The 18,094-nt window shown below is 73.5% G+C and carries 16 protein-coding genes; 11 read left to right on the forward strand and 5 right to left on the reverse strand.

The window, feature by feature from the left end; translation table 11 throughout:
- Nucleotides 1-12 precede the first annotated feature (12 nt).
- From QRT05_RS03570 to QRT05_RS03595, 6 genes are all read left to right on the forward strand, one after another.
- Entirely contained in the window at nucleotides 13-459 is a 447-nt protein-coding gene (locus QRT05_RS03570) for an ATP-binding protein (RefSeq protein WP_289445332.1), read from the forward strand.
- Between the two features lie 78 nt (nucleotides 460-537).
- Nucleotides 538-1,992, forward strand: coding sequence for a MinD/ParA family ATP-binding protein (locus QRT05_RS03575; protein ID WP_289445334.1), 1,455 nt, complete (start codon nucleotides 538-540; stop codon nucleotides 1,990-1,992).
- Between the two features lie 109 nt (nucleotides 1,993-2,101).
- Complete coding sequence (locus QRT05_RS03580; protein WP_326522630.1) at nucleotides 2,102-2,644, forward strand: RNA polymerase sigma factor; 543 nt, start codon at nucleotides 2,102-2,104, stop codon at nucleotides 2,642-2,644.
- A gap of 90 nt (nucleotides 2,645-2,734) precedes the next feature.
- A complete protein-coding gene (locus tag QRT05_RS03585; protein ID WP_289445335.1) occupies nucleotides 2,735-4,141 on the forward strand; it encodes a hypothetical protein in 1,407 nt (468 codons plus the stop codon).
- 98 nt (nucleotides 4,142-4,239) lie between these two features.
- Nucleotides 4,240-4,863, forward strand: coding sequence for a DUF4203 domain-containing protein (locus QRT05_RS03590; RefSeq protein ID WP_289445337.1), 624 nt, complete (start codon nucleotides 4,240-4,242; stop codon nucleotides 4,861-4,863).
- Between the two features lie 12 nt (nucleotides 4,864-4,875).
- Nucleotides 4,876-5,826, forward strand: a complete 951-nt coding sequence (locus QRT05_RS03595) for a 5'-3' exonuclease (RefSeq protein WP_289445339.1) — start codon at nucleotides 4,876-4,878, stop codon at nucleotides 5,824-5,826.
- Nucleotides 5,827-5,877: 51 nt separating this feature from the next.
- Here QRT05_RS03595 and QRT05_RS03600 read toward each other — a convergent pair whose 3' ends face one another.
- Nucleotides 5,878-6,429 (reverse strand): hypothetical protein, encoded by a 552-nt coding sequence (locus QRT05_RS03600; protein ID WP_289445341.1) that lies wholly within the window; start codon nucleotides 6,427-6,429, stop codon nucleotides 5,878-5,880.
- 90 nt (nucleotides 6,430-6,519) lie between these two features.
- Between QRT05_RS03600 and QRT05_RS03605 the strand changes: the two genes are divergently transcribed.
- Nucleotides 6,520-7,020: a ribonuclease H family protein gene (locus QRT05_RS03605; protein WP_289445343.1), complete on the forward strand. Its 501-nt coding sequence runs from the start codon at nucleotides 6,520-6,522 to the stop codon at nucleotides 7,018-7,020.
- Here QRT05_RS03605 and QRT05_RS03610 read toward each other — a convergent pair.
- From QRT05_RS03610 to QRT05_RS03625, 4 genes are all read right to left on the reverse strand, one after another.
- Nucleotides 6,997-7,491 (reverse strand): DUF3806 domain-containing protein, encoded by a 495-nt coding sequence (locus QRT05_RS03610; protein WP_289445344.1) that lies wholly within the window; start codon nucleotides 7,489-7,491, stop codon nucleotides 6,997-6,999. The two genes, QRT05_RS03605 and QRT05_RS03610, sit on opposite strands and share 24 nt — an antisense overlap.
- Nucleotides 7,492-7,636: 145 nt before the next feature.
- Complete coding sequence (locus tag QRT05_RS03615; protein ID WP_289445345.1) at nucleotides 7,637-11,536, reverse strand: S8 family serine peptidase; 3,900 nt, start codon at nucleotides 11,534-11,536, stop codon at nucleotides 7,637-7,639.
- A gap of 143 nt (nucleotides 11,537-11,679) precedes the next feature.
- A complete protein-coding gene (locus tag QRT05_RS03620) occupies nucleotides 11,680-12,261 on the reverse strand; it encodes a protein-L-isoaspartate O-methyltransferase family protein (protein ID WP_289445347.1) in 582 nt (193 codons plus the stop codon).
- 96 nt (nucleotides 12,262-12,357) lie between these two features.
- The gene (locus QRT05_RS03625; RefSeq protein ID WP_289445348.1) at nucleotides 12,358-12,642 is read right to left on the reverse strand and encodes a hypothetical protein; all 285 of its coding nucleotides are present in this window, start codon (nucleotides 12,640-12,642) and stop codon (nucleotides 12,358-12,360) included.
- Between the two features lie 131 nt (nucleotides 12,643-12,773).
- Between QRT05_RS03625 and QRT05_RS03630 the strand changes: the two genes are divergently transcribed.
- The 4 genes from QRT05_RS03630 to QRT05_RS03645 all read left to right on the forward strand — a co-directional run bounded on the left by QRT05_RS03630 (nucleotide 12,774) and on the right by QRT05_RS03645 (nucleotide 18,048).
- Nucleotides 12,774-14,063: a M15 family metallopeptidase gene (locus tag QRT05_RS03630; protein WP_289445350.1), complete on the forward strand. Its 1,290-nt coding sequence runs from the start codon at nucleotides 12,774-12,776 to the stop codon at nucleotides 14,061-14,063.
- A gap of 80 nt (nucleotides 14,064-14,143) precedes the next feature.
- On the forward strand, nucleotides 14,144-14,575 hold the full coding sequence (locus QRT05_RS03635; RefSeq protein WP_289445352.1) for an OsmC family peroxiredoxin: 432 nt from the start codon (nucleotides 14,144-14,146) through the stop codon (nucleotides 14,573-14,575).
- Nucleotide 14,576: 1 nt separating this feature from the next.
- A complete protein-coding gene (locus QRT05_RS03640) occupies nucleotides 14,577-14,990 on the forward strand; it encodes a VOC family protein (protein ID WP_289445354.1) in 414 nt (137 codons plus the stop codon).
- A gap of 139 nt (nucleotides 14,991-15,129) precedes the next feature.
- Entirely contained in the window at nucleotides 15,130-18,048 is a 2,919-nt protein-coding gene (locus QRT05_RS03645; RefSeq protein ID WP_407650306.1) for an FAD-binding and (Fe-S)-binding domain-containing protein, read from the forward strand.
- Nucleotides 18,049-18,094: the final 46 nt, after the last annotated feature.

The following is an 18,094-nucleotide window of genomic DNA, read 5'->3' on the forward strand; positions in this document are numbered from 1 at the left end:
CACCCTGGTCAGGTGGGAGACGTCAGGGATCTGCGCAGCGCGCCGAGCGTGCGCCGAGCCGAACGCCAGACGCCGTCGTTCCAGGACGAGATGGTGCTGCGGGCCGAGCCTCGTGCGCCGCGCGCCGTGCGGCACTGGGTGATGCGCACCATCGCGGGCCTGGGGGTGACCGGAGCGGCCAACCAGGTGGTCGAGCTCCTCACGGCCGAGCTGGTCTCGAACGCGGTGGTGCACGGACCCGAAGGGGGTGAGATCCGGGTGCAGCTGCGGGTCGCCGGGTCCAGCGTGCGGGTCGAGGTCCAGGACACCGGCCACGGGTCGCCCACGGTCCGCCATCCCGAGCTGACCGCGCCGAGCGGCCGCGGCCTGGCCCTCGTCGAGGCGCTCTCGGGGTCCTGGGGAACCCGGCCGGACGAGTCCGGGACGTCGGTGTGGTTCGAGGTCGACGCCGACGCCTGACCGCTCTGGCCTGGACATTCGGCCCGTTTCGCGTAGTTTCGGCCACGGGACGTGCGTGACGTGAGGAGTGGGACCGGGATGAGCGACGACGAGGTGCAGCGGGTGGTGACGACGATCCGGGTGCCGCAGATCAGCGCCGAGGTGCGTGAGGACGGCACGGGCGAGATCTCCGTCGACGGCAGGATCGAGCGCATCCAGCGCGACACCCTCCAAGAGGCCGGCGCCGCCATCACCACCCGGATCGCCGAGCTCGCCGACGAGGTGGGCCAGCCGCTGCCCGTGCAGGTCAAGGACCCCGAGGGCGTGTGGGCGCTGCTGATCCACCCTGACGGCACCGTCGACGAGGCGCCGGTCGACGAGCCCGCCGATCTGCCCGCGGCCGCATCCGAGCCGGCCGCACCGGCGCCCACCTCCGGGCCCGTGACCGCGGTCGACGAGCCGTCGGAGCCGGTGGCCGCGGCGGAGCCTGCGAACCCGATGCCCGCGACCCCGGACCCCGTCCCGGCCCCCGAAAACGCCGCGCCGGAGCCGGCCGCCGCGACCGAGCCACCAGCCGGGCTCATCCCTGCCGCCGTCCCGCCGCGCGACCGCTCAGCCACGCTGCCGACGCTCGACGACCTGCTCGCCGCGCGGCACCCCGTGACGGCCGGGCCGGCGGAACGGGGCTGGCGCGTGGGCCTGCGCCGGGTGACGTTCGGCGCCGTCTCGCCGGGCCCGGGCCGCGCGGAGCAGCGCCACCGGGTGCAGCAGGCGGCGGTGCGCCGGGGCTTCGACGGGCCCAAGACGATCGTCGTGATCAATCCCAAGGGCGGGGCCCACAAGACCACCGCGACGATGATGCTCGCCGCGACCTTCGGGCTCGAGCGGGGCGGCTACACGCTCGCGTGGGACAACAACGAGACCCGCGGCACGCTGGGCTGGCGCTCGGCGCACACGGACCACGCGAACACCGCGGTCGACCTGCTGCGTGCGCTGCCGACGCTCGGCGACGAGGGCACCGTGCGCGTGGGAGACCTCGACGGGTACGTGCGCACCCAGTCCTCGCAGCAGTTCGACGTGCTCGCGTCCGACGAGGACTCCGCGTCCGCCGCCTCGATCGACGCCGCGGCGTTCACGTCGCTGCACGACGTCCTCTCGCGCTTCTACCGCGTGCTGGTGGTGGACACGGGCAACAACATGCGGGCCTCGAACTGGCAGGCGGCCGTCGCCGCCGCGGACCAGATCGTGGTGGTCAGCACCATCCGCGAGGACACCGCGCAGTCGGCCGCGTGGGCGCTCGACGCCCTGCGCGCCACGGGCCACGAGGACGCGGTCCGCCGGGCCGTGACCGTGCTCTCGGAGCCGGACCGCAAGGTGGACAAGGACCTGCGACGCCGGCTGCGCAGCCACTTCGGTGCCCTCACCCGCGCGATCGTCGAGGTTCCCCACGACTCGGGTCTGGTCGCCGGCGGACCGATCGACTACGACAGCCTCAAGCCGGCCACCCGGGAGGCGTGGCTGCGGGCGACGGCGGTCGTCGCCGACGGCCTGTAGCGGCTGCTTCCTCCCACCGTGCAAGATTCGACCCGGCCGCCACACAAGCGGGTGGGGCGACGTCTGTCGCCCGTCGATTCGCTGGTGCAGCGCAGGGGGCAGGGTGGGCGTGCAGACCGAGGAAGCCGCGGTGGGCGTGGACGACGAGCGCGAGCAGGGCGATGAGCCGCGCGCCGAGCGGGGCGCGCCGTGGTTCGAGGCCCTGGTGCGCGACCACGCCACGCCCGTGCACCGCTACCTCGCGCGCAGGGTCGCGGCCGACGACGTCGAGGACCTGACCGCGGACGTGCTGACCATCGCGTGGCGACGACGCGAGGAGGTGCCCTCCGGCGCCGAGCTGCCCTGGCTGTACCGCACGGCGGGCTTCGTGGTCGCGAACCACCGTCGCAAGTCACGTCCGGTGCTGATGGCCGACGTCCCGGAGGACGCGGACGACGACGACCCCGCCCTGCTCGCCGTGCGCGACGACCAGGCGCGCCGTGCGTTGGCCGCCCTCAGCCCCCGGGACCGGCAGATCGTGCTGCTGCACGCCTGGGAGGGACTCACCGGCGACGGGCTCGCGGAGGTCCTCGGGATCGGCCGGGGTGGGGCGGACGCCGCCCTGAGCCGCGCCCGCTCCAGACTCGCCGCGGCGTGGGCAGCGCAGGGCTGAGCCCGCGCTGCTGGTCGCGGCTGCAAGATTCGCCGAGCCGGGGACACAGACGGGGTGGAAGCAACCGCCTCGTGACCCTCGGAGCCCATGGTGAGTACGCCTGAGAACGACCAGAACGCGCTGGACGCCGTGCGCGCGGCCGACCCCGCCGCCGGCTCCGCTCCCGACCTCGCTCGCCTGCACGCCGCCCTGGCCGAGTCGACGGGCGTGCAGCTGGGCGACGACGAGCTCGCCGCCCGGCGCTCGCGGCGCACGCCGCGCTGGATCCAGGTGGCCGCGGCCGTGGCGGGCGTGGCGCTCGTCGGCGGCGGTGGCTACGCACTGGGCAACCAGCGCGACTCGGCGAGCACGGTGGCCGGCGCCCCGCCGATCTCCCTGAGCGACTCGGCCTCCCGCCAGGCCGCCGGCGCCCAGGACGCCCAGAGCGCGCAGGGCGAGATCGCGCCGCAGTCCAACCCGTTCGGCGTCGGCGCGGCCGCGAGCGCTGACTCCTCGAAGCGGGTGGCCTCCTCGTTCTTCCCGGCCGGCTACGGGCTGCACACGGTGTTCACCGCGCGGGGGCTGTCCACCGCGGGTTCGTCTGCCGACTCCTGGGCCTATGACGCGGCCTCGGTGTACTCCGCCGGCACGGCCGCGCGCCTCGCCGAGGCCCTCGGCGTGGCCGGTACCCCGCGCGAGGACTGGGGCTGGACCGTCGGCCCGAACGACGGCACGGGTGCGACCGTGTCGCTCGCGCCCGACGGCGTCGCCAGCATGAGCTACTACGACCCCGCCAAGGACCCGTGGGCGTGCCTCGACAAGTCCGCGCCGGACTCGATCGAGACGCCCGCCGCGGGAGAGGTCGCGTCGGACCTCGGGTCGGCGGCGATCGAGTGCGACGGCGACGCGGCACCGCGCGGGGCCAAGGCCGTCGCCGAGGCCAAGGACGTCCTCGAGTCGCTCGGGGTCGACACCGGGGCGCTCGAGCTCGAGTCGCAGGGCGACGGCGACGACCGCATGACGACGGTCATCGCCTACCGGGTGGTCGACGGGCAGCGCACGGACAACCCCTGGTCGGTCAGCCTGGTGGCGGACGGTGTCTCGTCCGTCAACGGGCCGGTCGCGCCGCTCGTCGGGCTGGGGAGCTACGACGTGGTGAGCCCGGCGCAGGCGGTGGAGCGCCTCGGCGACCCGCGCTTCGGGGCGTCGGGCGGAGGGCCCGTTCCGTACGCCGCGCGTGAGGGCGTCGCGGCCTCGGCCTCGGCCTCCGACGACGTGGCCGTGGCGCCCACCCAGGAGCCGAAGCCCACCGTGCCGCCGACGGCGTCGGCCGGCGACCCGCTGAGCTGGCCGGTGACCGAGGTGACGATCACCAAGGCCCGGCTCGGCCTGGCCACGCAGACAGCGCCCGACGGCTCGACGACGCTCGTCCCGAGCTACGAGCTCACGGGCACGGACGGATCGACGTGGTCGGTCGTCGCCGTCGTCGACCAGCAGCTGGACTTCGCGTCCCGCTGACCCAGCTCGAGGTGGACCGGCCGTCGCGGAGGGGCGTCGGCCGGTCCCTCTCGTCTCCCCGCCGGGCCGGGTGGCTCGATCGCGCCTAGCGTGGACGGATGGTGTCCGGGCTGATCGTCGTCGCCGTCGGCCTCGTGCTGTGCTTCGGCGGCATCGTCTCTATCAACCTTGCGCTCCTCGCCTCCGGCTTCGGCGGCGCCTACCTGCTCGCGGAGGCGTTCGGGGCGACCGACTGGGACGCGATCTGGGTCGCCGTCGCGTCCGCCGTCATCGTCTGGCTCGTCGCGATGTACGTCTTCCACCTCGCGCCGTTCGTCATCGGCGCCGTCACGGGAGCGGTGATCGGCGCGAAGCTGTGGGCCGCGCTGGGCAACCGGCAGACCAACGTGCTCCTGTCGGTCGTCCTGGTGCTCGCCGTGGCGGCGGCGGCGGCGATGCTCGCGGACCGGTTCGGCCGCCGCGTCATCCTGTGGACCACCGCGCTGGGCGGTGCGAGCGTCGCGATGACCGGGGTCGCGGTGGTGTGGCCCGAGCAGATGGGCGCGCTCGACCATCCCGAGCAGGGATGGCAGCAGACCGTCATGTTCCTGGTGTGGATCTGCGTGGCCGGCACGGGCTGGTACGTGCAGCGCCGCTTCTTCGGGCGCCGGCTCCAGGTCGCGGCCGCCGGGACGCACCCCGTGGGCCGCGGCGAGGGTGGCGACCTCACGCGGCCGGCCTGACAGACTCGGGCCATGACCGCGCCGACCGGACGCCTGCTGCTGCTCGACACCGCCTCGCTGTACTTCCGCGCGTACTTCGGTGTGCCCGACTCGGTGAAGGCGCCCGACGGCACGCCGGTCAACGCCGTGCGGGGTCTGGTCGACATGATCGCGCGCCTGGTGGCCGACCACCGGCCCACGCGGCTGGTGGCGTGCTGGGACGACGACTGGCGACCCGCGTTCCGCGTCGAGGCCATCCCCTCCTACAAGGCCCACCGTGTCGCGCAAGAGCGCCCCGACGGCGACGTCGAGGAGATCCCGGACACGTTGGCGCCGCAGGTCCCGGTCATCGCGGACGTCCTCGCGGCGTTCGGCATCGCCCGGCTGGGCGCGGCGGGGTACGAGGCCGACGACGTCATCGGCACGCTGGTCGCGCGCGAGCGGGCCAAGGCGCCGGCCGAGCGCGACGCGATCGACGTGATCACCGGTGACCGCGACCTGTTCCAGCTGGTCGACGACGAGGCCCACGTGCGCGTGCTGTACACCGTGCGCGGCATCAAGGACCTCGAGGCGGTGGACCAGGCGCGCCTGGCCGAGCGTTACGACGTCGCCACGGGCCAGGGCTACGCCGACATGGCGGTGCTGCGCGGCGACCCCTCCGACGGGCTGCCCGGCGTGCCCGGGATCGGCGAGAAGACGGCGGCAGCCCTGGTGCACCGGTACGGCTCGCTGGTCGGCATCCTCGAGGCGCGCGACGCGCAGGACAAGGGGCTCACGGCCACGCAGCTGCGACGTCTGACCGAGGCCGCCGACTATCTGGCGGTCGCACCGAACGTGGTGCGCGTGGCACCCGACGCGCCGGTCGCGGTGGTCGACGACCGGCTGCCGGCGACGCCGGCCGACCCCGAGGCGCTCGTCGCGCTCGCGGAGCGGTGGGGGCTGACGTCGAGCGTCCGGCGGCTCGTGGACGTGCTCGCCGGCTGACGCGGCCGGGTCGAAGAGAGGCTCAGGACCGGCCGGTCGGCACGTGGCGCGTCAGGACGAGGCCGGCACGACCCAGAGTCCCGGGCTCGTCTCGGTCCAGCCGTCCGCCTCGTCGGGCGCGGTGCCGCCGGTGGTGACGAGCGCGATGCCCGGCCCGTCGGCGTCCGGCCGCAGCTCCAGGACGGAGCCTTCGCGCGGCGTGAGGCAGGTGGTCGAGGTGAGGTCCCCCTCGGGGACGGCGAGCAGGCAGAGCTTGTCGTCGGCGCCCACCCCCGCGTAGACGCGGCCCAGGTCGGTCTGCCCGAGGAACCGGGTGCTCGCCGTGCGCACGCCGGTGCCGTCCAGGCCGGTCGCGCTGATCTGGTCGGAGGGAGTCTGGGGCTCGCCGAGCGCGGGCAGCGCGACGACCGGCGTGACGACGGCGGCCGGGGGCGTGGAGTGCCGGCTGGCGCCGAGCCACAGGAGGCCACCGGCGACCAGCAGGACGGCGAGACCGAGCGCCACCACGGTGATCCAGGCCGCATGACGGCGCGGCGGATCGTCCTGCGCTGGGAAGTCGTCGCCGAACGCCTCTGCGAGATCGAGGTCCTCGAACATCGTCATACGTTCCAGTATCGGACGGAACGGGCTCGAGGCTTAGCCCATGTGGCCCGCGCGTCGAGATCCGGTGCCGGCAGGGCAGAATGGCGCACCGTGATCACGGTCAGCACGGACGGCTCCTGCCTGCGCAACCCGGGTGGGGCCATCGGCTGGGCCTGGGCCAACCACGACGGCTCCCACGCGAGCGGTGCGGTGGCCGCGGGGACCAACCAGATCGCCGAGCTCATGGCGGTGCTCGAGGCCATCACGTCGCACCCCGGCGACGAGCCGCTGTGCATCCAGGCCGACTCGCAGTACGCCATCAAGTGCGCGTCGGAGTGGGTGCACGGCTGGCGGCGCAAGGGCTGGCGCACCGCCGGCGGCAGCCCGGTGCAGAACCTCGCGCTGGTGCAGGCGATCGACCGGGCTATCACCGAGCGTCCGGGGCCCGTGAGCTTCGTGTGGGTGCGTGGGCACCAGGGTGACCGGTTCAACGAGCGGGCCGACGAGCTGGCCGGCATCGCGGCTCGGGCCATGCGGGACGGCAGCCATGTGCCCTCGGGGCCGGTCGGCGTGCCGGTCGAGGCGGGGTCAGTCGTCGACACCCTGTTCTGAGCGGTCGGCCGTCGAACGTCGTAGCTGGCGCACGGTCTCGTGCACCACGGCGTGCACGTGCGCGGTGAACCACCCGTCGGCCGCGATGCCCCAGTGCTCCTCGACCGAGGCGATGGGGAACACGACCAGGGGGCTGTCGGGGCTCGAGAGGGCGAGCGTGACGCGCGTGTCGTCGTCGCGGTAGGACACCCACGCCAGGCCGCGCACCTCGCGCAGCACGAGGTCTCCCAGGGCGACGCCGAAGGCGTGCACCAGGGGAGCGGGGTCGGGCTGCTCCTCGGACTCGAGCCACGTCGTGTGCACGCGGTCGAACAGGTGGCCCACCGTCCACTCGTCGACGTCGCCGTCGCACAGCTCCGAGACCAGCTCGCGGTGCTGTGCCGCCCACACCTGCTCGGCCGCGTTGAGCGGAGCGGTGCACCCGGAGGGCTCGTCGTCACCCGGCAGGTGCGGCGAGGGGAGCAGGTCCATGGGCTGAGCATCGACCTCGTCCGGCGGGCGCTTGACCGGCTCGGGCGCTTTTCCCCCGTTCGGACCGTGGCGTACGCCCTGAGGGCGGACGACGAAGGGGCCGCGTCGACCGGGTGGTCGGCGCGGCCCCTTCTGGGCTGTCAGGTCACTTCACCTTGATCGAGTGGCTCTTCGACACCGAGGTGTAGCTGCTGCTGCCCTTGTAGGTGACGGTCACCGTCGTCGCCTTGGTGATCTTCGGCAGGCGGACGGTCGCCTTGCCGCTGGACAGGGACGCCGTGACCGACTTCGAGCCGACCGTCACGACCACCTTGCCCGTGGGCAGGGGAGCGCCCGTGGAGCCCTTGACGGTGACGGACAGCTTGGGCGTGCTGTTCTTCTTCACCGTCCACGAGCTCGTCGAGAGGGTGAGCGACGGAGTCGCCTTGGCGACCGTGAGGCTCGCCGTGCCCTTCGACGACGCGACCGAGGTGTTGCCCAGGTACACCGCGGTCAGGGTGTGCTTGCCGACCTTGAGCGACTTCGGCAGCGTGACCTTCGCCGTGCCCGTCTTGCCGCTGACCACGACGGTCGCGGTGGCGAGCACCTTGCTGCCCTCGCGGAACTCGACCTTGCCGGTGGGTGCGGACGAGCCCGTCACCGTGGCCGTGGCCTTGGCGGCGGTGCCGAACTTCACGGCGGTCGGGCTGATCGCCAGCTTGGTCCTCGACGCCGTCTTGACGTCGACGACCTGCGCCCGGGTGGTCGGGCTGGAGTTCTGCGGGGTCAGGACGAGCAGCTTGCCCGACGTGACGCCAGCAGCCTTGTGGACGGTGATCGACGTGACGTCCGAACCGTCGATCCACGTGTTCGCGAAGTCGTCCGTGACGAACCAGAACGGCGGCGCGAACGGGTCGACGGTGAAGGCCGGGGTCGTGTCGACGAGCCCGTCCTCCGCCGAGGCGTAGGACGAGTACGTCGAGACCTTGATGGACGGCTTGGCGCCGGCCGTGATCCCGTTGTCCGCCAGGTTGATCGGTGCCACCAGGACGCTGTTGTCGAACACGCTCGTGTCGACGTCGCCCGCCTCCTCGTTGACGAGCTCGATGCCCAGCAGGTCGCCCGACTCGTAGTCGTACGACTCGACCGTGGTGAGGTCGCTGTCGGCGTTGAGCTTGGTGACGATCGCCTCGACGTCCGGGGTGCCGTCCTTGTCGATGTCGATGTCGATCACCGGCGTGACCACCCGGCCCAGCGAGGCCCAGTTGCCGTGGACGGCGATGCCGATCTCCAGCTTGTTGTAGGCCGCCGGCGGGATGTGCGTCGGGTCGTCCAGCTCGGCCACGAACGGCACCGTGGAGGACCAGCCGACGTACTTCAGGTCACCCGAGGCCAGCGCGGACTGCGAGGTGTGCAGGGCCGGGTTGACCGCGATCTTCGGGCTGGTGGCCGCGAGGATGAACGGCGCGCTGAGCGAGTCGAAGCCACCCGTGGTCACGGCCCGGCCCTTGATCGGGATCTCCCCGAACGAGGCCGCCGACGAGGCGAACACCGGCGACGTGGCCGTCAGGGCGCTGACCAGCTTGGGAGCGGCCTGCACGGGCACCCGCAGCTCGGTGCCGGTGGGCGGCGTGAGGACCAGGCGTCCGGCCACCTCCGTGACGAACTCGCGGTCGAGCGGGATGCCGCTGACCTCCTTCTCCGAGGTCGGGTCGATCTCCTTCTTCAGGGTGGCGGGGTCCGCCGTGAGCGTCAGGGTGACGTCGGCGCTGCCGCCGGCCGGCACCGAGATCGTCGCGGGCGAGGCGGTGATCGTCGCGCCGCCCGACCTCGTCGCGAGCGTCACGCCCGTCGTGAAGGTCTTGGCGGCCTTGGTGTCGAAGTTCTTGACCGTGACGACCTGCTTCTGCACGACCTTGGCGGCGCCCACGGGAACCACGCCGAACGTCACCGAGGTGAGCGCGGGCTTGGCCTTGTTGTAGGCGATCACCTTGGTGTTGACGGCGTCGAGAGCGTCGACGCGACCCGAACCGACACGCTGCGGGCCGTACTTCAGCCCCGTGCCGCCGGGGCCCGTGGTGACGTCGTGCGTGGCCGTGTTCATGACCGCGGCCTTGACCTGCGCGCTGCTCCACGCCGGGTGGGCCCGGACGACGAGAGCCGCGATGCCCGCGACGTGCGGCGACGCCATGGACGTCCCGGAGAGCACGTGCGGAGCGTCGCCCGCACCCGAGGCTGCGGAGCTGATGCCGGTGCCGGGAGCGGCCACGTCGGGCTTGATGACGCCGAGCGAGCCGTGCACGCCGCGCGACGAGCTGCTGTTGAGCAGGTCGCCCGCGCCGTCCTGGACGCCGGTCATCGCCAGGCTCGGGCCGATGTGCAGCGTCAGGGTGCCGGCGACGATCTCCGGGAGGAGCGCATCCGTCGCCGAGGCGATGAGCTGCGCGCCGGGGATGCTGGCGATGCCCGAGATGCCGGCGGCGAACACCGGGACCTCGGTGGGCAGGATGACGCCGACGGCGCCGGCGTTGGCCGCGTTGGTGAACCTCACGACGGAGCCGCAGTTGCGCGTCGCGTCGTTGTCGTCCCACCACAGGTAGGCGATCTTGCCGGCGACCCCCGCAGCCTGCTCCGCCGTGAAGGGGGTGCAGCCGTCGAACGCCGGGTTGCCGGAGTACCAGACCGGCGCCGTCACGTCGGACGTGCCGGTGTAGGCGACCGAGTTCTGGGCCCCGAACTTCTTGCCCTCGAGCGAGTCGTCGCCGGCCGCGGTGACCTCGACCGAGTCGAGGACGGGCGTCGCGACCGAGTTCGCGACCGTCAGCGCGCTGGCCGCGTTGCCCGGGCCGCCGCCGATGTCGGTGATGTCGCCGGCGTTGCCCGACGAGATCGCGACCACCGTGCCGAGGGCGCTCAGCTTGTCGATGACCAGGTTGTCCGGGTCGTCCGCCGGGGTGCCGTCGCTGCCCAGGGACAGGTTGACCACGTCGAGCCGGTCCGAGAAGTCGCCGTCGTTGTTCGGGTCGGCCGCGCGGTCGAGCGCGAGCGCCGTGACGTCGGTCGAGCCGCCGATGTCACCGAAGACCTTCAGCGAGAAGAGCTGCGCCTCGGGCGCGGTGCCCGGGCCGATCTCCCAGCCCGCGAGCGAGTCGAGCTTGGAGTAGTCGCCCGTGAACGTCTTGCCGTCGGCGTCGACGCCGTAGCCGGCAGCGGTGCCCGCGACGTGCGTGCCGTGACCCGAGTTGTCCGACGTGGACAGCGAGTCGATCGGGTTGGTGTCCGGGCTGGGGACCGGGTTGTAGTCGGGCGAGTCGGGGTCCGCGTTGTAGAGGGGGCCCGCGAAGTCGTACCCACCGATGAACTTGGTGCGGTCGAAGTAGCCGTCGGGCACGGGGGCCGTGCCGTTGGTGCCGTACGCCTCGTTGTACGCGGCAACCGTGCCGGGGCCGCCGAAGTCGGCGTGCGTGTAGTCGAGACCGGTGTCGATGATGCCGATCCGCACGCCGTAGCCCGTGTTGCCGGTCGCCTTCCACGTGTCCAGCGCCTTGGTGAAGGCGTCGGAGTTCGCGTTCTCCACCTTCTTGCGCGCGACTCGGTACACGGCGACCACGTCCGGGTCGGCGGCGAGCGCGCGGATCCGCGCGGCGTCGCCGGTGACCAGGGTGGCGGCGACCAGGTTGGTCAGCGTCCCGAGGCGCTTGGGCGCGGCGCTGTCGACGTTCGTCTTGGTCAGCGTGGCGGGCACGACGTCGGCGGCGAGGGCCCGGGTCTCGCGGGCGGCCACCTTGACGTCGGCGTCGTCCGTGCCCGCCTTCTTCGCAACCTCCACGCCCGAGGGCGCCTTGAGCTGGACGAACGCGGTCACCGTGCCCGTCGCACCGGCGAGGCCGACGACCTTGCGCGCGTCCTTCGCTGCCTTGTCGCGCAGCGAGGACGAGACGTCGCTGAGCTTGCTCGGTGAGGGGACGTCGGGTGGTGGGGCGGCGGTTGCTGGGCTGGCCAGCATGGCTGCGCTGAGCACCACCGATGCGGCAGTGACGGACGCGAGGATCGGTCGACGGATCATGCGCACACACCTCTGAGAGCTCGAACGACACGGTGCGCCCCAGGCCGAACGCAGGTGTGACCTGGTTCACCGAGGGCGCCGGGGGGCACGTTACTTACCGGTACGGAGTTTCGGAAGACTTCGGACGTTTCCGTCTCGTTGCGTCATCGCAGCGGGACGAACGAGTACGAGCCGTGCGTGCTGACCGTGACCCCGTCCGCGGTCCGCTCCACCAGGTGCATCGTGGTGCGGACCGGGATCATCATCCGTCCGGACGGGCCCAGCTGCTCGACGAGTGCGGCGGGCAGCTCGGTCGCGGCCGCGGAGACGAGGATCCGGTCCCACCCGCCCGCGCGCTCGCGGCCGAGGGAGCCGGGCACGGCCCGCTCGATGCGAGCCCAGCCCATACCCCTCGCGTACAGGTTGGCCGCGCCCCAGGCGGCCAGCTCGGGGTCGAGCTCGACTCCCAGCACCTCGCCCGTCGGCCCGACGAGCTGCGCGAGGATCGCCGTGGTCCATCCCGATCCGGCCCCGACGTCGAGGACCGCCGCACCCGGGTTGACCTGCAGGAGTCGGAGCATCGCCGCGACGGTGCTCGGCTGCGAGCTCGTCTGGCCGTGCCACAGCGGCAGCGGCCGGTCCTGCGCAGCGAACGGGCGCCGGCGACGCGGGAGGAACCGGGCGCGGGGCTGGGCGCGCATCGCACGGGCGACGGCGTCGTCGTCCGGGTCCTGCACGTGCGACATGACCGGCTCCGTCCCGCGGCACCGTGTGGCGATGCCACCGGTCACCACGCTAGGCCCGTCGTCGACGGCGGTCCTATGGGGCAGTGGAGAGACGCGTCAGCCCGCGTCGGCCGCCACCGGGACGGCGGCCACGACGGAGACCGGGGCGGCCACGGTCGCGCGGGGCTTGGGGCCTGGCCGGCCCTTCACGCGGCGGTCCTCGATGCCCTCCAGCGTGCTCGCGCGCCACACGGCGCCGCCGTTCAGGCGACCGTCCGGGCGAGGGAGCCACGGCACGCCCCGCGAGAGCCACACGCGGATCGTCGCGTTCTCGACCTCAAGGCGGTGAGCGAGACGGCCGATGTCGTAGAGGTCGTCGAGGTTGCCGGAGGTGGCGTGCACGGGAGGAACACTAGTCGCGCACGCACCCCCCGAATGCGCGGCGCAAACGTGATGAGGGTCACGCCGAATAGTGCCCTGATCAGGCCCTTTGTCCGGATTCACGACCGATTCGACCCCTTACGGTGTTACGGATGAGTAACGTGACTCGGAGCGCCGAGCGACTTGCCGTGCGCCTGACCAAGGGCGCACTCGTCGCCGTCCTCGCCGGCGGGCTGACCGCCACGGCGGCGGTGGCGCGGACAGCCACGGTCGCGGAGTCGAACCCCGGCGAGTCCGCCTCGACGCTCGTCGCCTCCGGGCGTGCGGCGGAGGCCGGCGCCACGGGCGGTGGCACGGGCGGCGTGTCGTCGTCCGCGACGCACTCCGCGAGGACGGTCGCCGCGGCGCGGACGGCCGTGGTGGACGTCGCCGCCGACGCGGTCGAGGTCGCTCGCGCCGCGCAGTCCACGGGCAAGGCCACCGACGTCGACACCGCGCAGCTCACGAAGCTCAAGGCGGCGACGGTGAAGCTCGAGGCGCTCGTCGAGAAGGCACGCACCACCCCCGTGACGGCCGCCCCGCGCAAGCAGGCCGCGGCGTCGCGGTCCGCCTCGCGCCTGGCACCGGAGCCGGGCTCGTCGTCCGAGCCGGCCGACCGGTCCACGTCGGCAGCGTCCGATGCGGCGGCCGCGACCCCGGACGCCGCCGCGAGCGCTCCGGTGGCGCCCGACGTCGCGCCGCGGGCCCCCGAGGTCGACGGCCCGCTCACGTCGGCCGCCGAGTCCGCGCAGGTCTTCTCGCTCGACCTCAGCCCGTCGGCCGCTGCGGCGGCCGGTAGCGGACGGCCCGACTCCGTCGACGATCTCGTCGTCCCCGCGGTGACCGGACCCGAGGACGCGACCACCGAGCAGCTGCGCGACGCCGTCGAGGACGTCGTCGCGATCACGGCCTCGGTCGAGCACAGCGCCGAGGTGCACAAGAAGGCCGACGAGGCCGCCGAGCGTCGGGCCGCCGCGCAGCGCGCCGCCTGGAAGAGGTCGCTGCAGGGGTATCCCAACGGCCAGGTGCCGGCGAGTGCCCTGTGCCGGCCGTCCTTCGACGCCCACGCGCTGCTGCGCTGCGATGCCGCACAGGGGCTGGAGAAGCTGAACACGGCCTACCGCGCGCAGTTCGGGCGCAACGTCGAGCTCACGGACTCCTACCGGTCGTACGCCGGACAGGTCTCCTGCCGTGCGCGCAAGGGCTCCCTGTGCGCGGTCCCCGGCACGTCCAACCACGGCAGCGGCGTCGCGGTGGACTTCGCGGGTGGGATCCAGACGTTCGGCAGCCGCCAGCACCAGTGGATGGTGGACCACGCGGCCGCGTTCGGATGGCACCACCCGGCGTGGGCGCAGGCGGGCGGCGGTAAGCCGGAGGCGTGGCACTGGGAGTACGCCGGCTAGACCTCGCGCGCGTGGGCGGGTGCTCCTAGCGTGGGGTGCTGGTGGTCGACCGGCCCCCTACGCCGCACGGAGGAGCCCGCATGCCTACGCGTTCTGCACACACCGCCTGGAAGGGCACCCTCGCCGACGGTGCCGGTCAGACCGAGCTCACCAGCTCGGGTGCCGGGTCGTTCGAGGTGTCGTTCCCCAAGCGCGCGGCCGACGAGGCGGGCGGCACCACGAGCCCGGAAGAGCTCATCGCCGCCGCCCACGCGTCCTGCTACGCCATGCAGCTGTCGGCACTCGTCGCCGAGGCGGGCGGGACCCCGGTCTCGCTCGACGTCACGGCCGACGTGACGCTGCGTCCCGACCCCGCGGGCGGCTTCCGCATCTCGGGGATCGTCCTCAAGGTCAGCGGCGAGACGGACGGTCTCGACGCCGACGGATTCCGGCAGGCGGCCGAGGCCGCCAAGGCCACGTGCCCCGTCAGCAAGGCGCTCACGGGGACGGAGATCACGCTGGAGGTGTCCTGAGATGACCACGCTCAACCCGTACCTGGGCTTCCGCGACCAGGCCCGCGACGCGCTGACGTTCTACCACTCGGTGTTCGGCGGTGACCTCACCATCAGCACTTTCGCCGAGTTCCACGCGAGCGAGGACCCGAGCGAGGCCGACAACGTGATGCACGGACAGCTCGAGGGCCCGGGCGGCCTGGTGCTCATGGCCTCGGACACGCCGAAGTCGATGGCGTACACCCCGGGCAGCGCGCACTCGGTGTCGCTGAGCGGCGGCGCGGCGGACCAGGCAGAGCTGACCCGCTTCTGGGAAGGTCTGTCCGACGGTGCCACCATCACGATGCCGCTCGCCGTGGCACCGTGGGGCGACACCTTCGGGATGCTGGTCGACAAGTTCGGCGTCAGCTGGCTGGTGAACATCACGACGAGCTGAGCGCCGTGCGTCCTGCACGGACGGGCGGGTCACTGCGGAGCCGCCCGTCCGTGCTGGACCAGCGGTGCCGCACGTCTTCCGCAGCGGACGGCGCGGCAGACCCACCGCTCCGCGGTGCGAAGATGCCCCCGTGGCTGCCGTGACCGACGACCTGCGAACCCGCACCGACGTCGTGGCCGCGCTGCGCTCGTCCGTGCGCGGCGCGGTCGACGACTCGACCCGCCGGCGCGCCGAGTACTCCACCGACGCGTCGAACTACCGCGTCGTCCCCCAGATCGTCGTCTTCCCGCAGGACCCCGACGACGTGCAGGCGGCCCTCGTCGTGGCACGGGACGCGGGCGTCCCCATCACCTCGCGCGGCGGCGGCACGTCGGTGGCGGGCAACGCGGTGGGCACCGGGGTGGTGCTCGACTTCTCGCGGCACGTCAACCGCATCCTCGAGATCGACCCGGACGCCCGGACCGCGCGCATCGAGCCGGGCGTCGTCATGGCGTCGCTGCAGAAGGCCGCGGCCCCGCACGGGCTGCGCTTCGGCCCCGATCCCTCGACGCAGGCGCGCGCGACGCTCGGCGGGATGATCGGCAACAACGCCTGCGGTCCGCGCGCGGTGGCGTACGGACGCACGGCGGACAACGTGCTTGCGCTCGACGTCGTGGACGGCACGGGTCGGCGCCTCACCGCCGGAGCGGGGTCGCTCGACCCCGTGCCGGGTCTGGACGCTCTGGTCCGCAGCAACCTCGACGTCATCCGTACTGAACTGGGGCGGTTCGGCCGCCAGGTGTCGGGCTACTCGCTCGAGCACCTGCTCCCGGAGCGCGGCGCAGACCTCGCCAAGGCTCTCGTCGGCACGGAGGGCACGGTCGGGACGCTCCTCGGGGCCACCGTGCGCCTGGTCCCGATCTCGGCCGCGCCCGTCCTGGTGGTGCTCGGCTACCCGGACATGCCGTCCGCTGCGGACGCGGTGCCCGCCCTGCTGGCGCACGGTCCGCTGGCGATCGAGGGCATGGACTCGCGACTCGTGGACGTGGTGCGCCGGGTGCGCGGTGCTGCGGCCGTCCCCGACCTCCCGCCGGGCGCGGGCTGGCTCATGGTCGAGGTGGGTGGCGAGTCGCTCGACCAGGCGATGGCCGCCGCGGGCGCGCTGGCCGCCGACGCCGGCACCTCCGCGGTCGCCGTGTTCCCGCCCGGGCCGGCGGCGACCGCCATGTGGCGCATCCGTGAGGACGGCGCCGGGCTCGGCGGCCGCACGCCGTCCGGTGCGCAGGCATGGCCCGGCTTCGAGGACTCGGCGGTGCCACCCGCCCGGCTGGGCGCCTACCTGCGTGAGCTCGAGGCGCTCATGGCCACGCACGGCGTGGACGGCCTCGCGTACGGGCACTTCGGCGACGGCTGCGTGCACCTGCGGCTGGACGTCCCGATGGAGCGCTCCGGGGATCCCCTGCGCGCGTTCATGACCGACGCCGCGCACCTCGTCGCCTCGCACGGGGGCTCGCTGTCCGGCGAGCACGGCGACGGGCGCGCCCGCTCGGAGCTGCTGCCCGTCATGTACTCGGAGCGCGCCATCGCGCTGTTCGGGCAGTTCAAGGCGCTGCTGGACCCGCGGGACCTGCTCAACCCGGGCGTGCTGGTGCGACCGGCCGCCCTGGACGCGGACCTGCGCCGGCCCGCGGCCCGGCCCCTGCTCGCGACCACCGGCTTCTCCTTCGCGCACGACGCGGGCGACCTGACCACGGCCGTGCACCGGTGCGTGGGCGTGGGCAAGTGCCGCGCGGACAACACCGCGGCCGGCGGGTTCATGTGCCCCTCCTACGTGGCGACGAGGGACGAGAAGGACTCGACGCGCGGCCGGGCGCGCGTGCTGCAGGAGATGGCCAACGGGTCCCTCGTCTCGCGCGGGTGGTCCTCGCCCGAGGTGCACGAGGCGCTCGACCTGTGCCTGTCGTGCAAGGCGTGCTCGTCGGACTGCCCCGCAGGGGTGGACATGGCGCAGTACAAGTCCGAGGTGCTGCACCGTACATACCGCCGGCGGCTCCGTCCCCGCTCCCACTACGCGCTGGGCTGGCTGCCCCGGTGGGCTCGTCTCGTCACCTCGTCGCGCGCCCTCACCACGCTCGTCAACTCCGTGCTCGGTGTCCGCCCCGTCGCGAAGGCGGTCCTGGCGGGCGGGGGCATGGACACCAGGCGCGCGATGGTCAGCTTCGCGCCCGAGCCGTTCCGCCGCTGGGTGCGCGGCCAGGGTGCGGGTCAGGTGACCGTGGCCCGTCGAGCCGCCGACCACGCGGCGACGCCGCGCACCGGGCACGCGGCCCCCGAGGTGCCGCGGCCGCCCGTGCTGCTGTGGACGGACTCGTTCTCCGACGCCCTGTCGCCGTCGGTCGCCCAGGCGGCGGTCGTGGTGCTGCGCGACGCCGGCTACGAGGTGCTCGTGCCGGACCACCAGGCGTGCTGCGGGCTGACGTGGATCAGCACGGGCCAGCTGGACGGTGCCCGCACGCAGCTCACGCACCTGCTCGAGGTGCTGGGGCCGTTCGCGGTCAACGGGATCCCGATCGTCGGGCTCGAGCCGTCCTGCACCGCGGTGCTGCGGTCGGACCTGCTGGACCTGCTGCCCGAGGACCCGCGCGCGGCCGCCGTGGCGCGCGAGACGCGCACGCTCGCCGAGCTGCTCACGGCACCGGCCCCCGTCGGCCCCGGCGACCGCTGGCAGGTCCCCGACCTGTCCGACGTGACCGCCGTCGTGCAGCCGCACTGCCACCACTACTCGGTCATGACGTGGAACGCGGACCGCGCGCTGCTCACGGACGCGGGGGCGAGCTTCTCCGCGCTGTCCGGCTGCTGCGGTCTCGCCGGCAACTTCGGCATGGAGAAGGGCCACTACGACGTGTCGGTGGCAGTGGCGGAGAACGCCCTGCTTCCGGCGCTCCGGGCGGCCGAGCCGGGCGACGTGTACCTGGCCGACGGGTTCTCGTGCCGGACGCAGGGCGAGCAGCTGGCCGGCGCCGCCGGCGTGCACCTGGCCGAGCTGCTGGCCAGCCGCATCGCACCGGCGGGCGCGTAGCACCCGACGCCTGGACATCGGCACCCGGGTCGGGTGAGGGTGGGGG

Source organism: Cellulomonas edaphi (assembly GCF_030362815.1).
Lineage (GTDB): Bacteria > Actinomycetota > Actinomycetes > Actinomycetales > Cellulomonadaceae > Cellulomonas > Cellulomonas edaphi.

Coding starts and splice junctions, on each gene's coding strand:
- QRT05_RS03575 (WP_289445334.1), top strand. CDS start 538: ATGAGCGACGACGAGGTGCAGCGGGTGGTGACGACGATCCGGGTGCCG.
- QRT05_RS03590 (WP_289445337.1), top strand. CDS start 4,240: ATGGTGTCCGGGCTGATCGTCGTCGCCGTCGGCCTCGTGCTGTGCTTC.
- QRT05_RS03595 (WP_289445339.1), top strand. CDS start 4,876: ATGACCGCGCCGACCGGACGCCTGCTGCTGCTCGACACCGCCTCGCTG.
- QRT05_RS03600 (WP_289445341.1), bottom strand. CDS start 6,429: ATGACGATGTTCGAGGACCTCGATCTCGCAGAGGCGTTCGGCGACGAC.
- QRT05_RS03610 (WP_289445344.1), bottom strand. CDS start 7,491: ATGGACCTGCTCCCCTCGCCGCACCTGCCGGGTGACGACGAGCCCTCC.
- QRT05_RS03615 (WP_289445345.1), bottom strand. CDS start 11,536: ATGATCCGTCGACCGATCCTCGCGTCCGTCACTGCCGCATCGGTGGTG.
- QRT05_RS03620 (WP_289445347.1), bottom strand. CDS start 12,261: ATGTCGCACGTGCAGGACCCGGACGACGACGCCGTCGCCCGTGCGATG.
- QRT05_RS03630 (WP_289445350.1), top strand. CDS start 12,774: ATGAGTAACGTGACTCGGAGCGCCGAGCGACTTGCCGTGCGCCTGACC.
- QRT05_RS03635 (WP_289445352.1), top strand. CDS start 14,144: ATGCCTACGCGTTCTGCACACACCGCCTGGAAGGGCACCCTCGCCGAC.
- QRT05_RS03640 (WP_289445354.1), top strand. CDS start 14,577: ATGACCACGCTCAACCCGTACCTGGGCTTCCGCGACCAGGCCCGCGAC.